At 58.0% G+C, this 17,639-nt stretch carries 15 protein-coding genes, 11 tRNA genes and 1 pseudogene; 2 read left to right on the forward strand and 25 right to left on the reverse strand.

What is annotated here, in order from left to right:
• Window positions 1-12 precede the first annotated feature (12 nt).
• The 24 genes and pseudogenes from E5E97_RS00545 to ruvA all read right to left on the reverse strand — a co-directional run bounded on the left by E5E97_RS00545 (window position 13) and on the right by ruvA (window position 12,735).
• Window positions 13-88: transfer RNA gene (locus E5E97_RS00545), tRNA-Lys, on the reverse strand.
• 23 nt (window positions 89-111) lie between these two features.
• Window positions 112-187: transfer RNA gene (locus E5E97_RS00550), tRNA-Val, on the reverse strand.
• Window positions 188-204: 17 nt separating this feature from the next.
• Window positions 205-280, reverse strand: a tRNA-Lys gene (locus tag E5E97_RS00555).
• Between the two features lie 23 nt (window positions 281-303).
• Window positions 304-379: transfer RNA gene (locus E5E97_RS00560), tRNA-Val, on the reverse strand.
• Between the two features lie 17 nt (window positions 380-396).
• Window positions 397-472, reverse strand: a tRNA-Lys gene (locus tag E5E97_RS00565).
• Between the two features lie 23 nt (window positions 473-495).
• Window positions 496-571 (reverse strand) — tRNA-Val (locus tag E5E97_RS00570).
• 16 nt (window positions 572-587) lie between these two features.
• Window positions 588-663: transfer RNA gene (locus E5E97_RS00575), tRNA-Lys, on the reverse strand.
• Between the two features lie 24 nt (window positions 664-687).
• A tRNA-Val gene (locus tag E5E97_RS00580) sits at window positions 688-762 on the reverse strand.
• A gap of 21 nt (window positions 763-783) precedes the next feature.
• Window positions 784-859: transfer RNA gene (locus E5E97_RS00585), tRNA-Lys, on the reverse strand.
• Between the two features lie 48 nt (window positions 860-907).
• Window positions 908-983 (reverse strand) — tRNA-Val (locus tag E5E97_RS00590).
• A 31-nt stretch (window positions 984-1,014) separates the two neighbouring features.
• Window positions 1,015-1,090, reverse strand: a tRNA-Lys gene (locus E5E97_RS00595).
• Window positions 1,091-1,264: 174 nt separating this feature from the next.
• The gene (gene ybgF, locus E5E97_RS00600) at window positions 1,265-2,074 is read right to left on the reverse strand and encodes a tol-pal system protein YbgF (RefSeq protein ID WP_024945827.1); all 810 of its coding nucleotides are present in this window, start codon (window positions 2,072-2,074) and stop codon (window positions 1,265-1,267) included.
• 158 nt (window positions 2,075-2,232) lie between these two features.
• Window positions 2,233-2,757: a peptidoglycan-associated lipoprotein Pal gene (gene pal / locus E5E97_RS00605; protein ID WP_005304908.1), complete on the reverse strand. Its 525-nt coding sequence runs from the start codon at window positions 2,755-2,757 to the stop codon at window positions 2,233-2,235.
• 49 nt (window positions 2,758-2,806) lie between these two features.
• Window positions 2,807-4,132: a Tol-Pal system beta propeller repeat protein TolB gene (gene tolB / locus E5E97_RS00610; RefSeq protein ID WP_011707363.1), complete on the reverse strand. Its 1,326-nt coding sequence runs from the start codon at window positions 4,130-4,132 to the stop codon at window positions 2,807-2,809.
• A 94-nt stretch (window positions 4,133-4,226) separates the two neighbouring features.
• On the reverse strand, window positions 4,227-5,390 hold the full coding sequence (gene tolA / locus E5E97_RS00615) for a cell envelope integrity protein TolA (RefSeq protein WP_011707364.1): 1,164 nt from the start codon (window positions 5,388-5,390) through the stop codon (window positions 4,227-4,229).
• Window positions 5,391-5,395: 5 nt separating this feature from the next.
• Entirely contained in the window at window positions 5,396-5,842 is a 447-nt protein-coding gene (tolR, locus tag E5E97_RS00620) for a protein TolR (protein WP_011707365.1), read from the reverse strand.
• Window positions 5,842-6,531: a protein TolQ gene (gene tolQ / locus E5E97_RS00625; protein ID WP_011707366.1), complete on the reverse strand. Its 690-nt coding sequence runs from the start codon at window positions 6,529-6,531 to the stop codon at window positions 5,842-5,844. Before tolQ ends, tolR begins: the two co-directional genes overlap by 1 nt.
• Window positions 6,521-6,928 carry a tol-pal system-associated acyl-CoA thioesterase gene (gene ybgC, locus E5E97_RS00630; protein ID WP_011707367.1) on the reverse strand — a complete coding sequence of 136 codons (408 nt, stop codon included), beginning with the start codon at window positions 6,926-6,928 and terminating at the stop codon, window positions 6,521-6,523. The genes tolQ and ybgC overlap by 11 nt, the downstream gene beginning before the upstream one ends.
• A 105-nt stretch (window positions 6,929-7,033) precedes the next feature.
• Window positions 7,034-7,345 carry a cyd operon YbgE family protein gene (locus tag E5E97_RS00635; protein WP_238427585.1) on the reverse strand — a complete coding sequence of 104 codons (312 nt, stop codon included), beginning with the start codon at window positions 7,343-7,345 and terminating at the stop codon, window positions 7,034-7,036.
• Entirely contained in the window at window positions 7,332-7,448 is a 117-nt protein-coding gene (cydX, locus tag E5E97_RS00640; protein WP_005304933.1) for a cytochrome bd-I oxidase subunit CydX, read from the reverse strand. Before cydX ends, E5E97_RS00635 begins: the two co-directional genes overlap by 14 nt.
• A 14-nt stretch (window positions 7,449-7,462) precedes the next feature.
• Entirely contained in the window at window positions 7,463-8,599 is a 1,137-nt protein-coding gene (gene cydB / locus E5E97_RS00645) for a cytochrome d ubiquinol oxidase subunit II (protein WP_011707369.1), read from the reverse strand.
• 12 nt (window positions 8,600-8,611) lie between these two features.
• Window positions 8,612-10,168: a cytochrome ubiquinol oxidase subunit I gene (cydA, locus tag E5E97_RS00650; RefSeq protein ID WP_011707370.1), complete on the reverse strand. Its 1,557-nt coding sequence runs from the start codon at window positions 10,166-10,168 to the stop codon at window positions 8,612-8,614.
• Between the two features lie 934 nt (window positions 10,169-11,102).
• Window positions 11,103-12,112: pseudogene (gene ruvB / locus E5E97_RS00655) on the reverse strand (Holliday junction branch migration DNA helicase RuvB).
• 8 nt (window positions 12,113-12,120) lie between these two features.
• A complete protein-coding gene (gene ruvA / locus E5E97_RS00660) occupies window positions 12,121-12,735 on the reverse strand; it encodes a Holliday junction branch migration protein RuvA (RefSeq protein WP_016351960.1) in 615 nt (204 codons plus the stop codon).
• Window positions 12,736-12,973: 238 nt separating this feature from the next.
• Here ruvA and E5E97_RS00665 point away from each other — a divergent pair, with 238 nt between their 5' ends.
• On the forward strand, window positions 12,974-14,983 hold the full coding sequence (locus E5E97_RS00665; RefSeq protein ID WP_171279705.1) for a methyl-accepting chemotaxis protein: 2,010 nt from the start codon (window positions 12,974-12,976) through the stop codon (window positions 14,981-14,983).
• 135 nt (window positions 14,984-15,118) lie between these two features.
• Window positions 15,119-16,843 (forward strand): proline--tRNA ligase, encoded by a 1,725-nt coding sequence (locus E5E97_RS00670; protein WP_171279706.1) that lies wholly within the window; start codon window positions 15,119-15,121, stop codon window positions 16,841-16,843.
• An 85-nt stretch (window positions 16,844-16,928) separates the two neighbouring features.
• Here the strand turns inward: E5E97_RS00670 and E5E97_RS00675 are convergent, their stop codons facing one another.
• Window positions 16,929-17,606 (reverse strand): SDR family oxidoreductase, encoded by a 678-nt coding sequence (locus E5E97_RS00675; protein WP_171279707.1) that lies wholly within the window; start codon window positions 17,604-17,606, stop codon window positions 16,929-16,931.
• Window positions 17,607-17,639: the final 33 nt, after the last annotated feature.

The following is a 17,639-nucleotide window of genomic DNA, read 5'->3' on the forward strand; positions in this document are numbered from 1 at the left end:
ATTCTGAAATGATGGTGGGTCGTGCTGGATTCGAACCAGCGACCAATTGATTAAAAGTCAACTGCTCTACCGACTGAGCTAACGACCCATCTAAATCATTTTTTACAAACTTGGTGGTCGTTACTGGGATCGAACCAGTGACCCCCTCCTTGTAAGGGAGGTGCTCTCCCAGCTGAGCTAAACGACCTGGGATTCTTGAAATGATGGTGGGTCGTGCTGGATTCGAACCAGCGACCAATTGATTAAAAGTCAACTGCTCTACCGACTGAGCTAACGACCCATCTAAATCATTTTTTACAAACTTGGTGGTCGTTACTGGGATCGAACCAGTGACCCCCTCCTTGTAAGGGAGGTGCTCTCCCAGCTGAGCTAAACGACCTGGGATTCTTGAAATGATGGTGGGTCGTGCTGGATTCGAACCAGCGACCAATTGATTAAAAGTCAACTGCTCTACCGACTGAGCTAACGACCCATCTAAATCATTTTTTACAAACTTGGTGGTCGTTACTGGGATCGAACCAGTGACCCCCTCCTTGTAAGGGAGGTGCTCTCCCAGCTGAGCTAAACGACCTGGGATTCTGAAATGATGGTGGGTCGTGCTGGATTCGAACCAGCGACCAATTGATTAAAAGTCAACTGCTCTACCGACTGAGCTAACGACCCATCTAAATCATTTTTTTACAAACTTGGTGGTCGTTACTGGGCTCGAACCAGTGACCCCTCCTTGTAAGGGAGGTGCTCTCCCAGCTGAGCTAAACGACCTGGGAATTCTTGTGGCCAGATTGGTGGGTCGTGTAGGGATCGAACCTACGACCAATTGATTAAGAGTCAACTGCTCTACCGACTGAGCTAACGACCCACACCGACTTGCCTGGCACACTGCTTGCCTTGGCAAACAGTTTAAAACTGGTGGTCGCTACTGGGATCGAACCAGTGACCCCCTCCTTGTAAGGGAGGTGCTCTCCCAGCTGAGCTAAGCGACCTGGGAATGCTGTCTCCACCTGGTGGAGAGAATGGTGGGTCGTGCTGGATTCGAACCAGCGACCAATTGATTAAAAGTCAACTGCTCTACCGACTGAGCTAACGACCCTCACCACGACCAGGACCGACTGCAATACTGCACCGGCTCTGACGGCGGCCTATATTACGGATTTATCATCCTGGCGCAATAGAAAAATCTTAAATTCAATCTGTTTGTTCATTGCGCATACAAAGCGGGGCTGTATTTACAAGACTGTTACGAAAACAGTGACATGCAGCAATGTTACAGCTTGCTCAAACTCTGCTTGGCCAGTTGGGCCGGCGAGGTGTTCGGGTAACCCTTGATCACCTGCTCATAGAAGTTCTTCGCTTCCGCCTTCTTGCCGTCAAGCTGTGCCAGCATGCCCAGCTTCAACAGCGCATCGGCTCGCTTGGGCGACTTGCTGAACTTGGTTGCCACCGTGGTGAACTGGGCAGCAGCGCCGGTCCGATCACCCTTGTTGAACAACAGCTGACCCAGCCAGTAATGGGCATTGGGGACATAGCTCGAGCTTGGATACTGTTTGATAAACCCTTCGAAGGCGGGGATGGCCTTGTCGTAGTTCTTCTCCTTGAGCACCATGTTCACGGCCGCATCGTAGGCCTGGTTCTCATTCAGGTTGGTCGAGTAGTTGGCCGCAGCAGCCGGTGTCGCGCTCGCAGCGGCAGCTGCCGGGGCTGCTGGCGTAGCGGCAGGCTGGCTGTTGGCCACCTTGTCGAGCTCCTGATAGAGCTGACGCTGACGCTCTTGCGACTGTTCCATCTGGTAGGTCTGCTGTTCCAGCTGACCACGCAGCTCGGAGACCTCACCCTGCAGGGAGTCGACCTGCTGCTGCAATTCGGCTTGCAGCCTCAGACGGGCATTGAGGGTGCGCTCCAGCAAGGCAACCCTGTCTTCCAGGCTGCCAGTGGGCACGATGGCGCCGTTGTTGCCGCTAAGGACAACACCGCCACCCGAGTCACCGCTCAGATCGCTGACGGGAGCCGCCGCCTGCGCATTCAGAGCAACCAATACGGCCAGCGCAACAACAGCTTGCTTGTACACAGATTTCATTCGGATCAAACCTTAGCGTTTAGGGCAAATAAAACGGCCAGCGCCATCGTCGCTCGCTTATACAGATTTCATTCGGATCAAACCTTGGCGTTTAGTGCAAATAAAACGGCCATCGAAATGGCCGCTTGCATATAAACGAACTTTGTTCGGTTTAAACCTTAGTAAACCAGAACCGCACGGCGGTTTTTGGCAAAGGCATCCTCGGTGTGGGACATGTCCAGCGGCTTCTCTTCGCCATAGCTGACGATGGAGAGCTGCTCGGCCTGCACACCCAGGGTTTGCAGATACTTGGCAACGGCCTTGGCACGACGCTCGCCCAGGGCGATGTTGTACTCCGGAGTACCGCGCTCGTCGGCGTGACCTTCGATCAGGACTTTCACGCTCGGGCGCTCGCGCAGGTAGCTGGCGTGGGCATCCAGCAGATCAGCGTACTGACCCTGGATATCGTAACCGTCGAACGGGAAGTAGATCACGTTGTCACGTTGCAGCGCTTCGAACTTCTGACGCATCTGCTCTTCCGGGGACAACATGCCGTTGGCGCCGCCGGTTTGTACACCGCCCATGCCGTCGGTCATACCTGACTCAGCGCCAGCAGCGTCAGAATCAGAAGAAGAGCTACAAGCGGCCAGGGTGAACAGTGGCAGTGCGATGGCCAAACCCTTGAGCAGTTTATTGAGTTGCATGCTATTTCCTTAAACCTTTATAACAAAACAAAAAACAATTGGATTTTTATCAATTCAAGAAGGGCGACCAAGCTGGTGCACGAATTTCACCGCTACTGGTCGGAAGCACAGCCTTGAAGCGACCATCAGTCGACACCAACGCGAGACTCTTACGACCCTGATAGATGGTGGCATAAATGATCATGCTGCCATTGGGAGCCACACTTGGCGACTCATCCAGCGCACTCTGGGTAAGGACCAGCAGGGCATTGTTTTCCATGTCCTGGCGGGCAATACGGTACTGCCCCTGAACACGAGTCACCATCACCATGATTTTGCCATCAGGAGTGATGGATGCGCCCTGGTTGGATTCACCTTCCCAAGTCATCCGGCGAGTCATACCAGTCGCCAAATTTACGCTATAAATCTGGGGTTTGCCACCACGTTCAGAGGTGAACAACAAATTTTGCCCGTCCGGCATCCAGGAGGGTTCGGTGTCGATCACCCGGCTGGTTGTGACGCGGGTCAGCTGCTTGCTAGCGACATCAACTACATAGAGGTTCGGTGAACCATCCTTGGAGAGAACGATAGCCAGACGACGACCATCCGGAGACCACTCAGGCGCGCCGTTGATCCCGCGGAAACTGGTGATCAGGCTGCGTTGCTGGGTGTAGATATCCTGCACGTAGATCTCGGACTTCTGGTTCTCGAAACTCACGTAGGCCAGCTTGCTGCCATCCGGCGACCAGGCCGGGGACATCAGCGGCTCGCGGGAGCGCAGCAGGGTCTTCTCGTTGTAACCGTCGTAGTCGGCGATGCGCAGCTGATACGGGAACTGGGTGCCCTGCTGGACGGAGACATAAGCCAGACGGGTCAGGAAGGCCCCACGCTCGCCGGTCAGACGCTCATAGACGATGTCGGAGATGCGGTGAGCGAACTGACGCATCTGGGCACCCGGGATGGTCGCCATGCGGCTGTCCAGGATGTAGCCGTTGCTCTCGCCACCTTGCGCCTTGGCCAGTTGGCCCTTCAGCACGTCGACCAGCTCGAAGTTGATCTTGTAGGTACCGTCACCGACAGCCGCAATGGAACCGACCACCACAGCCTCGACCCCTTGCGAAGCCCAGGGTGCGAAGTTGATTTCGCCGCTGGTGCTCGGCGTCTGCGGCATCTGGCCACGAGCCAGCGGCTTGAACTTGCCGCTGCGCATCAGGTCGTTGGAGACCACTTCCGCGATGTCCTGCGGCAGCTGGCCATTGCCTTCCCACTTGAAGGGGGCGACCGCAATGGGTCGGGCACTGTCGATACCGCCGGTGATGACGATGTCCAAGGCCGCCTGGGCGCTCTGGCCCAGCAACAAACAGCCAACCAAAGCAAAAAACACTTTTCTTATCATGGCTTAAATACTCGGTTCCAAAAAAATGAGAGATTAACTTCCTTTCTCGGCAAGATGCTGCCAACCACGCTACACGATTTACCTTACCCAGGCCTTAGATGCTCGGTTCCAACTTGAGGTTGAACTCCTTCAACATCTCGAACGCCGCAGGATCCTTCGGCACCGGCAGTTGGTTGGCCTTCAATACGGCCGCCTTGCCGGAACGACATACCGCCGGGTCACCCTGGCCGTTATCTACCGAAATGACAAAGCCAGTGCTCGCAAGACGTACGCCGATAGTACATGTTTTGCCCCGCATGGTGGGATCCAAAATCATATATCGCTCAACAGTCGCCTTGATGAGTGCCGCGTATTTGTCGACCTCGCCCTGCGCTGCAGCCGATGCCGCCTGACTGCGGGCATTGGCCTCAGCCGCCAGCTGCTGCTGCATCATGTCTTCCATCTCTTTTTGCAGCTTGGCTTCCTCGGCCGCCTTGCGCTTGCGCTCTGCCGCGATCTTGGCCTGCTTGTCGGCCTCCGCCTTGGCTTTCTTCTCTGCGTCAGCTTTTGCCTTCTTGGCGGCCTCTTCCTTGGCCTCCTTGGCTTTCTTGTCGGCTTCGGCCTTGGCCTTTTTCTCGGCCTCCGCCTTGGCTTTCTTGTCCGCTTCGGCCTTGGCTTTCTTCTCAGCCTCCTGCTTGGCCTTCTTCTCGGCTTCCGCCTTCTTGGCTGCGTCCGCCTTGGCCTGCTTCTCTTCGGCCTCTTTCTTCTCTTGTTCCTTTTTCTTCTTCAGCGCCAGCGCCTTGCTCTCTTCTTCCGCGGCCTTGCGCTCGGCTTCCACCTTCTTGGCTTTCTGCTCTTCCAGCTTGCGGGCTTCCTCGGCCTTCTGGGCCTTCTCTTCCGCCTGCTTCTGCTCGGCTACCTTCTTCTGCTTTTCAGCCTCGGCCTTGCGGGTGGCCTCTTCGGCCTCCTTGCGCTTGGTCTCGGCGATACGCAGCCGCTCCTGCTGCTGGGCCAGCTCGCGCTTGGCGATGTCCGTGTCTTCCTTATCCTTCTCTTTCTCTACCTTCTGCGGCTTGGGCTGAGACTTCTGCTGCTGGATCTGCTTGGCCTGCTCGTTGAGGAAATTCTCGTCGAGCATGACGGCATTGACGATCTGCCCCTTCGACTCGGGTCGCTTCGGCTTGCTGAAGTCGAGCCCGACAAACAGGATGATGCCGATGATCAGGTGCAGCAGAAGCGACGCGATGAGATAACCGGAAATACCACGCTTCACATCCATCTCCGTCAGTTCACCGGATCCGTCATCAGGCCGACCTGAGGCACACCCGCTTTCTTGAGGGCCACCATCAGCAGGATCACCTCTTCGTAGCGCACCGACTTGTCGCCGGCGACCACCACGGGGGCGTTCTGGTTGATGGCCAGATAGCCCATGGCCTTCTCGGTGATGTATTGCTGCATCGCCTCGGGAGTACCGGCAGGCACCGGCTCGTCATCGGCCTCGCCGGCCTTGATGACGTACTCGCCTTCGGTGTTGACGCTGACGATGAAGGGCGGCTTGGCATCTTCCGGCAACTGCTCGGATTCCGCCTGCGGCAGGTCAACCTTGACCCCTTGCGTGATCACGGGCGTCACCGCCATGAAGATGATAAGCAGCACCAGCATGACGTCGATATAGGGAACCACGTTGATCTCGGCCACCTTCTTACGCCGGATCCGCTGATAGGTTTGCATTACTGATCACCCTGCTGCTGAGCAATTTGACGGTTCAGAATGGTGGTGAACTCGTCCATGAAGTTGGCGTAGGCGTTTTCCAGCCGCTCGACCTTGTTGGAGAAGCGATTGTAGAAGATAACGGCCGGGATGGCGGCAAATAGACCCATGGCGGTGGCGATCAGCGCTTCCGCGATACCGGGTGCCACCATCTGCAGGGTGGCCTGCTGCACCTGACCCAGGGCGATAAAGGCGTTCATGATCCCCCAGACGGTACCAAACAGACCGATGTAGGGGCTGATGGAGCCGATGGTTGCCAGCACCGGCAGGTTGGATTCCAGTTCGTCCACGGCACGGGAAAGGGAGACCCGCATGGCACGGTAAGTACCGTCCATCACCGCATCCTGACCACGGGCACCGGCCTTGAGCAGACGGGCGTACTCCTTGAAGCCGGAGTAGAAGATGTCTTCCATGCCTTCGATGTCGTCGCGACGGGAGGAGGACTCCTGGTAAAGACGGTTCAGATCGACCCCGGACCAGAATCTGTCTTCAAATTGCTCCGATGCGAGATTGGCTGCCTTGATGGCCTTGGAACGCTGGATGATCAGCGCCCAGGAAACTACCGACATACCCATCAGGGTCATCATGACCAGTTTTACCAGCAGACTGGCTTGCCAAAACAGGCCAATAAACGAAATTTCAGCGTGCACTTAACAGCACTCCCTTCACATTTTCAGGTATTGCAACAGGTTTCATATGCGGATGACTGACACAGGCTATCTGTACCATGGCCTGGGTGATCAGTCGTCCATCAGCCGCCAGTATCCGTTGTGAAAAACGCATGGAGGCGCGTTTCACTTCAGTCACTTGCGTTAATACAGTCAAAAGCTCATTAAATCGGGCCGCCGAGCGGAAATCGATCTCTGTTCGACTCACCACAAACGCGAACCCGTCGCGCAGCATGACATCCTGTTCGATGCCGCCGCAGCGCAGGAACTCGGTGCGAGCACGTTCCATAAACTTGAGATAATTGGCGTTGTAGACGATGCCCCCGGCATCGGTGTCTTCGTAGTAGACCCGTACCGGAAACTCAGAGACTTCCCCCATAACAATCTGTGATCCATTCGACAGTCAGATGGGGGGCTATCATAGCGCAGGGCTGAATAGGAAAGAAGCAGGGGGAAGCAGGGAAATCCTGCCTCCCCCCGTTTTTTATGAAAGGAAATAGCCTTGGGTCAACCAGAGCCCATATAACAAACTGGGCCAGGCGAGCCAGGGGCAAAACAGCACACGACCGATGAGGCTGCGGGGATGAAATCCCAGCCCGTGCATGACGCCGCAACAGACCGCCCACATCAGCCAGGGCGCGAGCCAGAGCTCGTGTTCACTGGTATTGGCGGCCACCAGGTTGGGAGCCTGTAAAATGGCGACGGCCAACAGGGCCGCCGCCAACAGCATCAACCCCTGCCAGGGTTGGCGCTCCAAGGGAGCGGCCAACCGGGCGAGTCGATCACTTGTTCTCATCGATCTGGCGATCCATGTTCTCGGTGTGCTCCAGCCAGAGCGCATTGATGATGCCGAATGCGCAAGCCAGCAACAGACCCAGGATCCAGGTGAAATACCACATATCAGGGCACCTTCTTAGTAGAGCGATTGTTGGTTGTCTTCGATGTGCTTGCTGGTCACCCGGCCGAACATCTTGATGTAGGTCCACAGGGTATAACCCAGCACAATCGGTACAAAGATGGCTGCCGCTACCGTCATCACCTTGAGGGTGTTGAAGGAGGCAGTGGCATCCCACATGGTCAGGCTCAGTGACGGCTCAAGACTGGAAGGCATCACGAACGGGAACATGGAGAAGCCTGCAGTCAGGATCACGCCGGCAACCGCCAGGGAGGAGGTAGTGAACGCCAGCCAGCCCTTGTTCAGTTTGGCGAACAGCGCGGTCAGCAGGCTCATGGCCAGACCCAGCACAGGTGCTGCAACCATCCAGGGATAGAGGCTGTAGTTGTTCATCCAGGCTCCGGCCTGACGCACCACTTCCTTGTTCATCGGATTGGAAACGGCATCGGTCGCGGCCGCCTTGACCACCACATAGCCTTCCATGCCGCTGACCCAGAAACCGGCCAGACCGAACAGCACCAGCGTCAGCAGCGAGCAGATCATGGCAGCAGTGCGGGAGCGGGCCAGCACTTCACCGTCGGTCTTCATCATCAGCCAGGTCGCACCCTGAGTGACCAGCATGAACAGGCTCACCAGGCCGGCCAGCAGGCCGAACGGATTGAGCAGACCGAAGAAGTTGCCGTGATAGGTCAGCATCATGAACTGGTTGAAGTCGAACGGTACGCCCTGCAGCAGGTTGCCGAATGCCACGCCAAACACGATGGGCGGTACCGCACTGCCGACGAACAGTGCCCAGTCCCAGTTGCTGCGCCACTTGGCGTCTTCACGCAGGGAGCGGTACTTGAAGCCGACCGGGCGGAAGAACAGAGCCATCAGCGTCAGGATCATGGCGATGTAGAAGCCGGAGAAGGCGGCGGCATAGACCATGGGCCAAGCGGCAAACAGGGCACCACCGGCAGTCACCAGCCATACCTGGTTGCCTTCCCAGTGCGGGCCCATGGTATTGAGCATCACCCGACGCTCGACATCCTTCTTGCCGACGAAGGGGAGCAGTGCGCCCACCCCCATATCGAAGCCGTCGGTGATGGCGAAACCGATCAGCAAGACACCGACCAGCACCCACCAGACCAGACGCAACATTTCGTAATCAAACATGGGTTACTCTCCTTATGCCTTGCTCTGTTCGAAGTGGTACTTGCCCGTCTTCAGGCTGCTTGGGCCCAGACGCGCATACTTGAACATCAGGTACATCTCGATGATCAGCAGTACGGTATAGAACAGGCAGATCCCGATCAGGGAGAACCAGATCTCGGACGCCGGCACATTGGATGCAGAGACGGAGGTCGGCAGCACTTCGGCGATGGTCCAGGGCTGACGACCATACTCAGCGACGAACCAGCCACACTCGATGGCGATCCAGGGCAAGGGGATACCATACAGCAGCGCCTTGAGCAGCCACTTGCGCTCGCCGATCTTGTGGCGGGTGCTGTCATAGAAGGCCAGACCGATCAGCAGCAGCATCAGCATGCCGCAGGCGACCATGATGCGGAAGGCAAAGAACAGCGGCGCAACCTGCGGGATGGAGTCATCCACGGCAGCCTTGATCTGTTCGTCGGTGGCATCGGTGACGTTGTTGGTGTAGCGCTTGAGCAGCAGACCGTAGCCCAGATCCTGCTTCACTTCATCGAAGCGGGCACGGGTATCGTCAGACTTGTCGCCGGATTGCAGCTTGGTCAGCAGGTCGTAGGCGGTCATGCCGTTGCGCACACGCAGCTCATGTTCGCTCTTCAGATCCTTGAGGCCGGTGACCTGACCATCCAGGGAGCGGGTGGCGATGATGCCGAGCGCATAGGGGATCTTGATGGCGTAGTCGGTGCGCATCTCTTCCTGATTCGGAATGCCGAACAGGGTAAAGGAGGCAGGTGCCGGCTCGGTGTTCCACTCGGCCTCGATGGCCGCCAGTTTCACCTTCTGCACTTCACCGGTCTCGTAACCGGACTCGTCACCGAGGATCAGCACGGAGAGGATGGAAGCCATACCGAAAGCGGCTGCAATGGCGAAGGAGCGACGGGCAAAGGCCACATCACGATTCTTCAGCAGGTAGTAGGAAGAGATACCCAGCACGAACATGGCGCCCGTGGTGTAGCCGGCCGCGACGGTATGCACGAACTTGACCTGGGCCACCGGGTTGAACACCAGCTCGGCGAAGCTCACCATCTCCATCCGCATGGATTCGAAGTTGAACTCGGCACCGACCGGGTTCTGCATCCAGCCGTTGGCCACCAGGATCCAGAGGGCGGAGAGGTTGGTCCCGAGTGCCATCAGCCAGGTCGCAGCCAGGTGCTGACGCTTGGAGAGGCGATCCCAACCGAAGAAGAACATACCGACGAAGGTGGATTCCAGGAAGAAGGCCATCAAGCCTTCGATGGCCAGCGGGGCCCCGAAGATATCGCCGACGTAGTGGGAGTAGTAAGCCCAGTTGGTACCGAACTGAAACTCCATGGTCAGCCCTGTGGTGACCCCAAGGGCAAAGTTGATACCAAACAACTTGCCCCAGAACTTGGTCATGTCCCGGTAGACAGGGTTGTTGGTCATCACATAGACAGACTCCATGATCGCCAGAATGAAGGCCATTCCGAGCGTCAGGGGCACAAACAGGAAGTGATAAAGGGCCGTCGCAGCGAATTGGAACCGCGATAGGTCTACCACATGCTCAGCAATCATGATGTTTCCTCACCGATTATTGGCACGGCTATTTTAAGTTTTAAGGACAAAGCTTCCGTTGGAAGTCCCCGAATTATCGGTCATGTTCCAGTTTTGCACTGACGACCGGATTCGACTGCCACCACATTAACAACAAGGCAATAATAGGGAACAAAAAAAGTTAATGTTTAACAATTACAAAACAATCTAGCTTGCTTTATTCCCGCCCATAATGACCTGCGTTTTATATCACCTTTATTTGATTGAAATCAATGTAAAACCATCATGAATACATGCCTTTTAAAGGCATTTTCACGACCGATGAGATTTATTTTAGAGAGCTGCGTCACAAAAAAACAAAGATCGCAAATCATTGATTTAAATCAAATTTATATTTATCACCAATTAGTAATGGTTCTGTTAAAAAACAACTGACAAGGTCGTTTTCATAATGTTTCCTGTGGCTGTGTCGGGTCCGAATAAACTAATTAAAAACCACTAAAAACGCATGTTCATGCTAATTCCATAAGCTGGCAAAATGATTAGTTAATCTAATCTGAGATAGGTAATTTTTCTTGTTTGTCCGAGTCCGATAGAGCTCCTACAATGCGCCTCGCAGTGAGGGCATACCCTTGGATACAGGCCGGTCAATCTGGGTTCCCGGTACGTATTCGATGAACATTTCGAACCTGTTTATTGGAATCAAAGATGAAAAAGTTTGTTGCTAAAACCATCCGTTACTACAAGCTTTCGTTCGTGCAGCTCTATCAAATGAACCGACTCTGAGGCCTCGCGACGGCTCCTCTGTTTTTTTACCGGTCTGTCTCCAGACGCACTCACTGTCTGTGAACATCCATCCTGAATTGTCTTTGCCCACCGCATCCGCAGTGGGCTTTTTTTGCCCGGATAACAAAAAACCGCCTCTAGCGGCGGTTTTTTGTTCAATCAGCTATTTTCACCCTTCATCTGGCCGTTGCAGGCCAAAATGCGCATAAGCTCTTGGTGTCGCGATCCGCCCTCTGGGTGTACGTTGCAGATAGCCCTGCTGGATCAGATAAGGCTCGAGTACATCCTCGATAGTGTCCTTCTCTTCCCCGATGGCAGCCGCCAGGTTGTCGAGCCCCACCGGCCCGCCCAGAAACTTGTCTATCACAGCCAACAATAACTTGCGGTCCATGAAGTCGAAGCCTTCATTATCCACGTCCAGCATGTCCATGGCTCGGGCCGCTATGGGTCCATCGATGCGGCCGTCAGATTTCACCTGGGCAAAATCGCGCACCCGGCGCAACAAACGGTTAGCAATTCGCGGCGTACCGCGCGAACGACGCGCCACCTCCAGTGCACCGTCTTCCGTCATGTCGAGCCCGAGGCAACGGGCGCTGCGCGCGACGATGTCGGTCAGATCCTTGACGTTGTAGAACTCGAGCCGTTGCACTATGCCAAAACGATCCCGCAGCGGACTGGTGAGGGAACCAGCCCGGGTCGTGGCACCGATCAGGGTGAAGGGGGCAGATCGAGCTTGATGGAACGGGCGGCGGGCCCCTCCCCGATCATGATGTCGAGCTGGTAATCTTCCATCGCCGGATAGAGCACCTCCTCCACCACCGGACTGAGGCGGTGGATCTCGTCGATGAACAGCACGTCGTTCGGTTCGAGGTTGGTGAGCAGCGCCGCCAGATCGCCGGCCTTCTCCAGCACCGGGCCGGAGGTGGTCTTGATGTTGACCCCCATCTCGTTGGCAACGATGTTAGCCAGTGTCGTCTTGCCAAGCCCCGGCGGGCCGAAGATCAACAGGTGATCGAGCGCCTCGCCACGCTGGCGCGCCGCCGCGATGAAGATCTCCATCTGCTCGCAGACGGGATCCTGACCGGTGTAATCGGCCAGCAGCTTGGGCCGGATGGCCCGATCGATGACTTCCTCTTCCCGCCCGCCGGAGGCGGAGATGAGACGATCCGCTTCAATCATTGTCTACCTCACACCAGACTGCGCAGTGCTTCACGGATGATATCTTCCACCGACATGCCGTCGACAGCGACCTTGCTGACGATCTGGCTGGCCTGCTGCGGCTTGTAGCCGAGCGCCACCAGCGCGCTGGCCGCCTCTTCGCTCGAATCAGGCGCCCGCAGGGCACTCTCTCTGGCAGGCAGGGTGATCTCGGCCGGCGAGAAGAGATCGTGGCTGACCCAGCCCTTGAGCCGGTCCTTCATCTCCACCACCAGCCGCTCGGCGGTCTTCTTGCCCACTCCCGGCAACTTGACCAGGGAGCTTATCTCTTCGCGCTCGACGCTCAGCACGAACTGGGTGGCGGTCATGCCGGAGAGGATGGCCAGCGCCAGCTTGGGACCGACCCCGTTGGTCTTGATCAGTTCGCGAAACAGCGCCCGCTCCTGCTTGTGATTGAAACCATAGAGCAGCTGGGCATCTTCTCGCACCACGAAGTGGGTGTGAATGGTCGCCTCCTTGCCGATCTCGGGCAGATCATAGAAGCAGCTCATGGGCATCTGTACCTCATAGCCCACGCCCCCGACCTCCAGCAGTACCTCGGGGGGTTGTTTCTCAATGACTACGCCTCTCAAGCGACCAATCACGGCAATCTCCTCACCAAACCAGCTATCTGTAAATTGGCTCATAGCATAAAGAATAACTGGATAAGTATCCAGCATAGGGCGGTGAGGATCGGGGCGGATTCTCGGCACGTTCGCCCGTTGCCAGCCATGCTTGGATCCGGGCATGGCAACAACTTTATTTTTCATCGGGAATGGCGGATTCCCGCCATTGATAAAACACTGAATTGGGTTTGTTCGGAGCCAAGGAAGGTCCTGCATCATGAAAATTGTCACCACATCGAATCTCGGGCTGACCATTCTGCTCAGCTGCACGCTGGGGATGGGCATCGTCGGCTGGTATGGCAGCCAGCGACTGGCGGATCTGCTCTCTTATGTATTGGGCGCCGCCTGGCAGACTGCCGACGGCGCCATGGAGGGGTCCATCGAGCTCGGCAACCAGTCGCTCTACATCCAGAAGATGCTCAGAGGCATGCCGCTCGACGAGCCGGAGCTGCAGCGCGCCAGAGCGGCCACCGCCGATGCCATGCGCCGGGTGGGGGAAGGCCGGTTGATCGACGCCACCGCCATCAGCTCGATGGAGCAGCAGCATCTGGCCTATCAGCAGCAACAGGAGCAGTTGCTGGCACTCTACCGGGCCTTTACCAGCGTCGATCAGGCGCTGCGCGCCAGCTCGGAGCGCATGTCCCGCCTCTCGACCCAGCTTGAGGTGGTGGGGGACGGTGCGGTCGAGAGCCTGACCCAGTCGCCGGATCAGGCCATCAGCTGGAATGGCGGTCTGGCCACCCGCTGGCATGCCGCCGATGGCGGCATGGAGGCCAACATCGGCTTCCTGCGCCAGCTCTATGCGCTGGAGAAGATGCAGAGCGAGGGGCCAACTCCCGCCATCCAGGCCGAGATGAAGGAGGCAACCCGCTTCTACCAGGAAGCAGTCGACGCCATGCTGGGCAGCGGCATGTTTGATGTGCCCGGCAAAGGGGAATTTGCCGGCCAGTCGCTGGCAACCCAGTACCGCACCTTGCAAACCGAGGTGCAGCGGCTGATGGTGCAGTGGATGGCGGCACTGAGCGAGTATCAGGGTCAACTGGTCAACTATGAACGCAGCGCCGACCAGCTCAAGCAGCAACTGGTCGAGGTAGAAGCCAAGGGGGACGCCACGGTCGAGGATCAGGTAAACCAGCTCAACAGCATCATCAGCCACACCAAGAACCTGCTGCTGGGGGGTCTGCTGTTGAGCCTGCTGCTCGTGACCCTGTGCGGCTTCTGGCTGGTGCGCACCATCGTCAAACCCCTGCTGCAGGTCAATCAACGCATGCAGGATATCGCGGCAGGAGAAGGCGACCTCAATGCCCGCATCAATCTCAAGCGCGACGACGAGATTGGCTCGCTGGCCGGCAGCGTGGATCGCTTCATCGAGAAACTGCAGAAGATGATCAGCTCCACCATGGACAACAACCAGCACATCAGCGAGCACGTCCACACCTCGGTCAACCGGGTCGAAGCCATCAGCCAGAGCAGCCGCCAGACCGCCGAACACGCCCAGGCACTGCACCACGACAGCGAGCAGATGGTCCAGGTCGCCACCTCCATCTCGGACAACTGCAGCCTGGCGGCCCAAAACGCCAACGAGGTGCGCCAGCTCACTGCCGAGAGCAGCCAATACGTGACCTCCGCCAGCAACGGCATGCAGCGGGTAGTGGTGGAAGTGGGCGAGTGCGCCAACGCCATCAACGCCCTCAAGGAGCAGGCCAGCCAGATTGGCCAGATCATCTCCACCATCAGCAGCATTTCGGAGCAGACCAACCTGCTGGCGCTCAACGCCGCCATCGAGGCGGCCCGGGCCGGCGAAATGGGTCGCGGCTTTGCCGTGGTGGCCGACGAGGTGCGCACCCTGGCCAATCGCACCGCCTCCTCCAGCGCCGAAATAACCGAGGTGATCAACAACATCCAGCAACAGACCGAGAAAGCCTATCTGATGATGCAGCGCAATCTGAAGACGGTGGAATCCGGCATGGAGGACTCTGACAACACCAGGCAGATCCTGTTCAAGGTGGAAGAGGCCATCGACCATCTGGCGGACATGGTGCAACAGGTGGCCGATGCCACCGGTCAGCTCTCCCATACCCTCAGCCACACCTCGGACAAGGTCTCCGGCATCAGCCTACAGGCCCAGACCGGCGAGCAGGAGGCGCAGGAGTGCCTGCAGCTCGCCTCCTCCCTGCATCAGGCCAGCCTGCTGCAACAGCGCCTGTTGTCGCAATTTCGGGTCTGACCAACGCGGGGGCTATGCCCCCGCTTTCTCCCGTCGTACGAATTTAGCCCTTGGGCCGCAGGGTCCGGCCTGTTAAAATTCCGCTCTTGAAATTATCCAGGGCCCAGCCGCCCGTCTTAGCTAAGGTCTACCGCGATGCGTACCAGCCAATATCTGCTTTCCACTCTCAAGGAAACCCCGTCCGATGCCGAGATCGTCAGCCATCAGCTGATGCTGCGCGCCGGCATGATCCGCAAACTGGCCTCCGGCATGTATGCCTGGCTGCCGTCCGGTCTGCGGGTTCTGAAAAAAATCGAGAACATTGTTCGCGAAGAGATGAACAATGCTGGTGCCATCGAAGTCTCCATGCCGGTGGTGCAGCCCGCCGAGCTGTGGCAGGAGTCCGGCCGCTGGGATGACTACGGTCCCGAGCTGTGCCGTCTGACCGACCGTCACAACCGTCCCTTCGTGCTGGGTCCGACCCACGAAGAGGTGATCACCTCGCTGGTGCGTTACGAAGTGAACAGCTACAAGCAGTTGCCGCTCAACCTCTACCAGATCCAGACCAAGTTCCGCGATGAAGTGCGTCCCCGCTTCGGCGTGATGCGTGGTCGCGAATTCCTGATGAAGGACGCCTACTCCTTCCACATCGACAAGGCTTCGCTGATCGAAACCTACGAGCGGATGCACGCTGCCTACTGCGCCGCCTTCACCCGCATGGGGCTGAACTTCCGTCCGGTGCAGGCCGATACCGGCTCCATCGGTGGTACCGGCTCCCACGAATTCCAGGTGCTGGCCGAAAGCGGTGAAGATCTGATCGCCTTCTCCGATACATCAGATTACGCCGCCAACATCGAGATGGCCGAAGCGCTGGCACCGGCTGGCGAGCGCCCTGCCGCCACCGCGGCCCTGATCAAGGTCGCCACCCCGGCCGTCCACACCATCGACGAAGTGGCCGCCTTCCTGAACGTGGCGCCGAGCGCCATCGCCAAGACCCTGCTGGTGCTGGGCGAAGAGGACGAGCACGGTAAACAGGCCGTCATCGCCCTGGTCCTGCGTGGCGACCACGAGCTGAACGAAATCAAGGCCGAGAAGCTGGCCGGCGTTGCCAACCCGCTGACCTTCGCCAACGACGAGCAGATCAAGGCTGCCGCCGGTTGCGACGCAGGCTCCATCGGCCCGGTCGGCTTTGCCGGTCGCATCATCGCCGATCGCAGCGCCGCCCATCTGGCGGACTTCGTCTGTGGCGCCAACGAGACCGGCTTCCACCTGACCGGTGCCAACTGGGATCGCGACATCGCCTCTTACGAAGTTGCCGACCTGCGCAACGTAGTAGAAGGCGACCCGAGCCCGTGCGGCCAGGGCAAACTGCTGCTCAAGCGCGGCATCGAAGTGGGACACATCTTCCAGCTGGGTACCAAGTACTCCGAAGCCATGAAGGCGAGCGTGCTGAACGAGGGCGGCAAGTCCGTCACCATGGAGATGGGTTGCTACGGTATCGGGGTTTCCCGTCTGGTGGCTGCCGCCATCGAGCAGAACAACGACCAGTACGGCATCATTTGGCCGGAAGCCATCGCCCCGTTCGAAGTGGCCATCGTGCCGATGAACATGCACAAATCCGAGCGCGTGGCCGAACAGGCGCAGCAGTTCTACGCCGAGCTGAAGGCCGCCGGGGTGGATGTGCTGTTCGATGACCGTAAAGAGCGCCCGGGCGTGATGTTCGCCGACATGGAGCTGCTGGGTGTGCCGCACGCCATCGTCATCGGCGATCGCGGTCTGGACAACGGCGTGGTGGAGTACAAGTGCCGCCGCACTGGCGAGAAGCAGGAAGTGGCGATCAGCGAGATCGTTGCCCTGCTCAAGGCCAAGCTGGGCCGTTAATTACGCCCCTAGCCACCATAAAAAAGCGCGCCATTAGGCGCGCTTTTTGTTTTCTGCCGCAGGGCAGAGGCGAGGCAGGCCGCAGCTAGTTGCGACCGATGAAGAGATCGGTCACATGGCAGCTACTTCTGGCTTCCAGCGCATCCAGCATGTAGGCGGCGGCGTCTTCCGGGGTCATGAAGCAACTGGGGTCCACGTGATCCGAGTTGTCCCAGAATTCACTGCGGATCCCGCTCGGATAGAGGTTCACCAGCCGTAGTGGCGAGCCTTTCAGCTCGGCCCGCAACGACTCCAGAAAACCGCGCATGCCCCATTTGGAGGCGCAGTAGAGGCTCTCGTTGGCCTTGCCCACCTGGGCCGCGGAGGAGAGCACGTTGGCCAGCACGCCGCCCTTGTCGCCGATGAGGCGCACCGTCTGCTGGGCCACCAGAATGGTGGAGATGAGGTTGCTCTCCACCACCCGGCGGATCTGCTCGGCGGTATAGACGCCGACCGGGCCGAACTCGCCCACGCCGGCACAGTGCAGCACCAGCTCGGGCAGGCCGCCCCACTCCACCGCGGCGGCGAACGCCACGTCCACTTCCTCGTGGTGCGCCAGATCGGCGGCGATGCCGATCACCGCCTTGCCGAGCAACTCCTCCTGCTCCTGCAGCCTCTGATAACGACGCCCCATCATGGAGACCTGATGACCGCGTTCAACCAGACCTATGGTGAGCGCCCGGCCCAGACCGGACCCCGCCCCCGTCACTATGATATGACCCATGCTCTTTCCTCGTCGGATGCCGCCATCGGGATG

The sequence above is a fragment of the Aeromonas sp. 2692-1 genome, assembly GCF_013085505.1.
Lineage (GTDB): Bacteria > Pseudomonadota > Gammaproteobacteria > Enterobacterales > Aeromonadaceae > Aeromonas > Aeromonas hydrophila.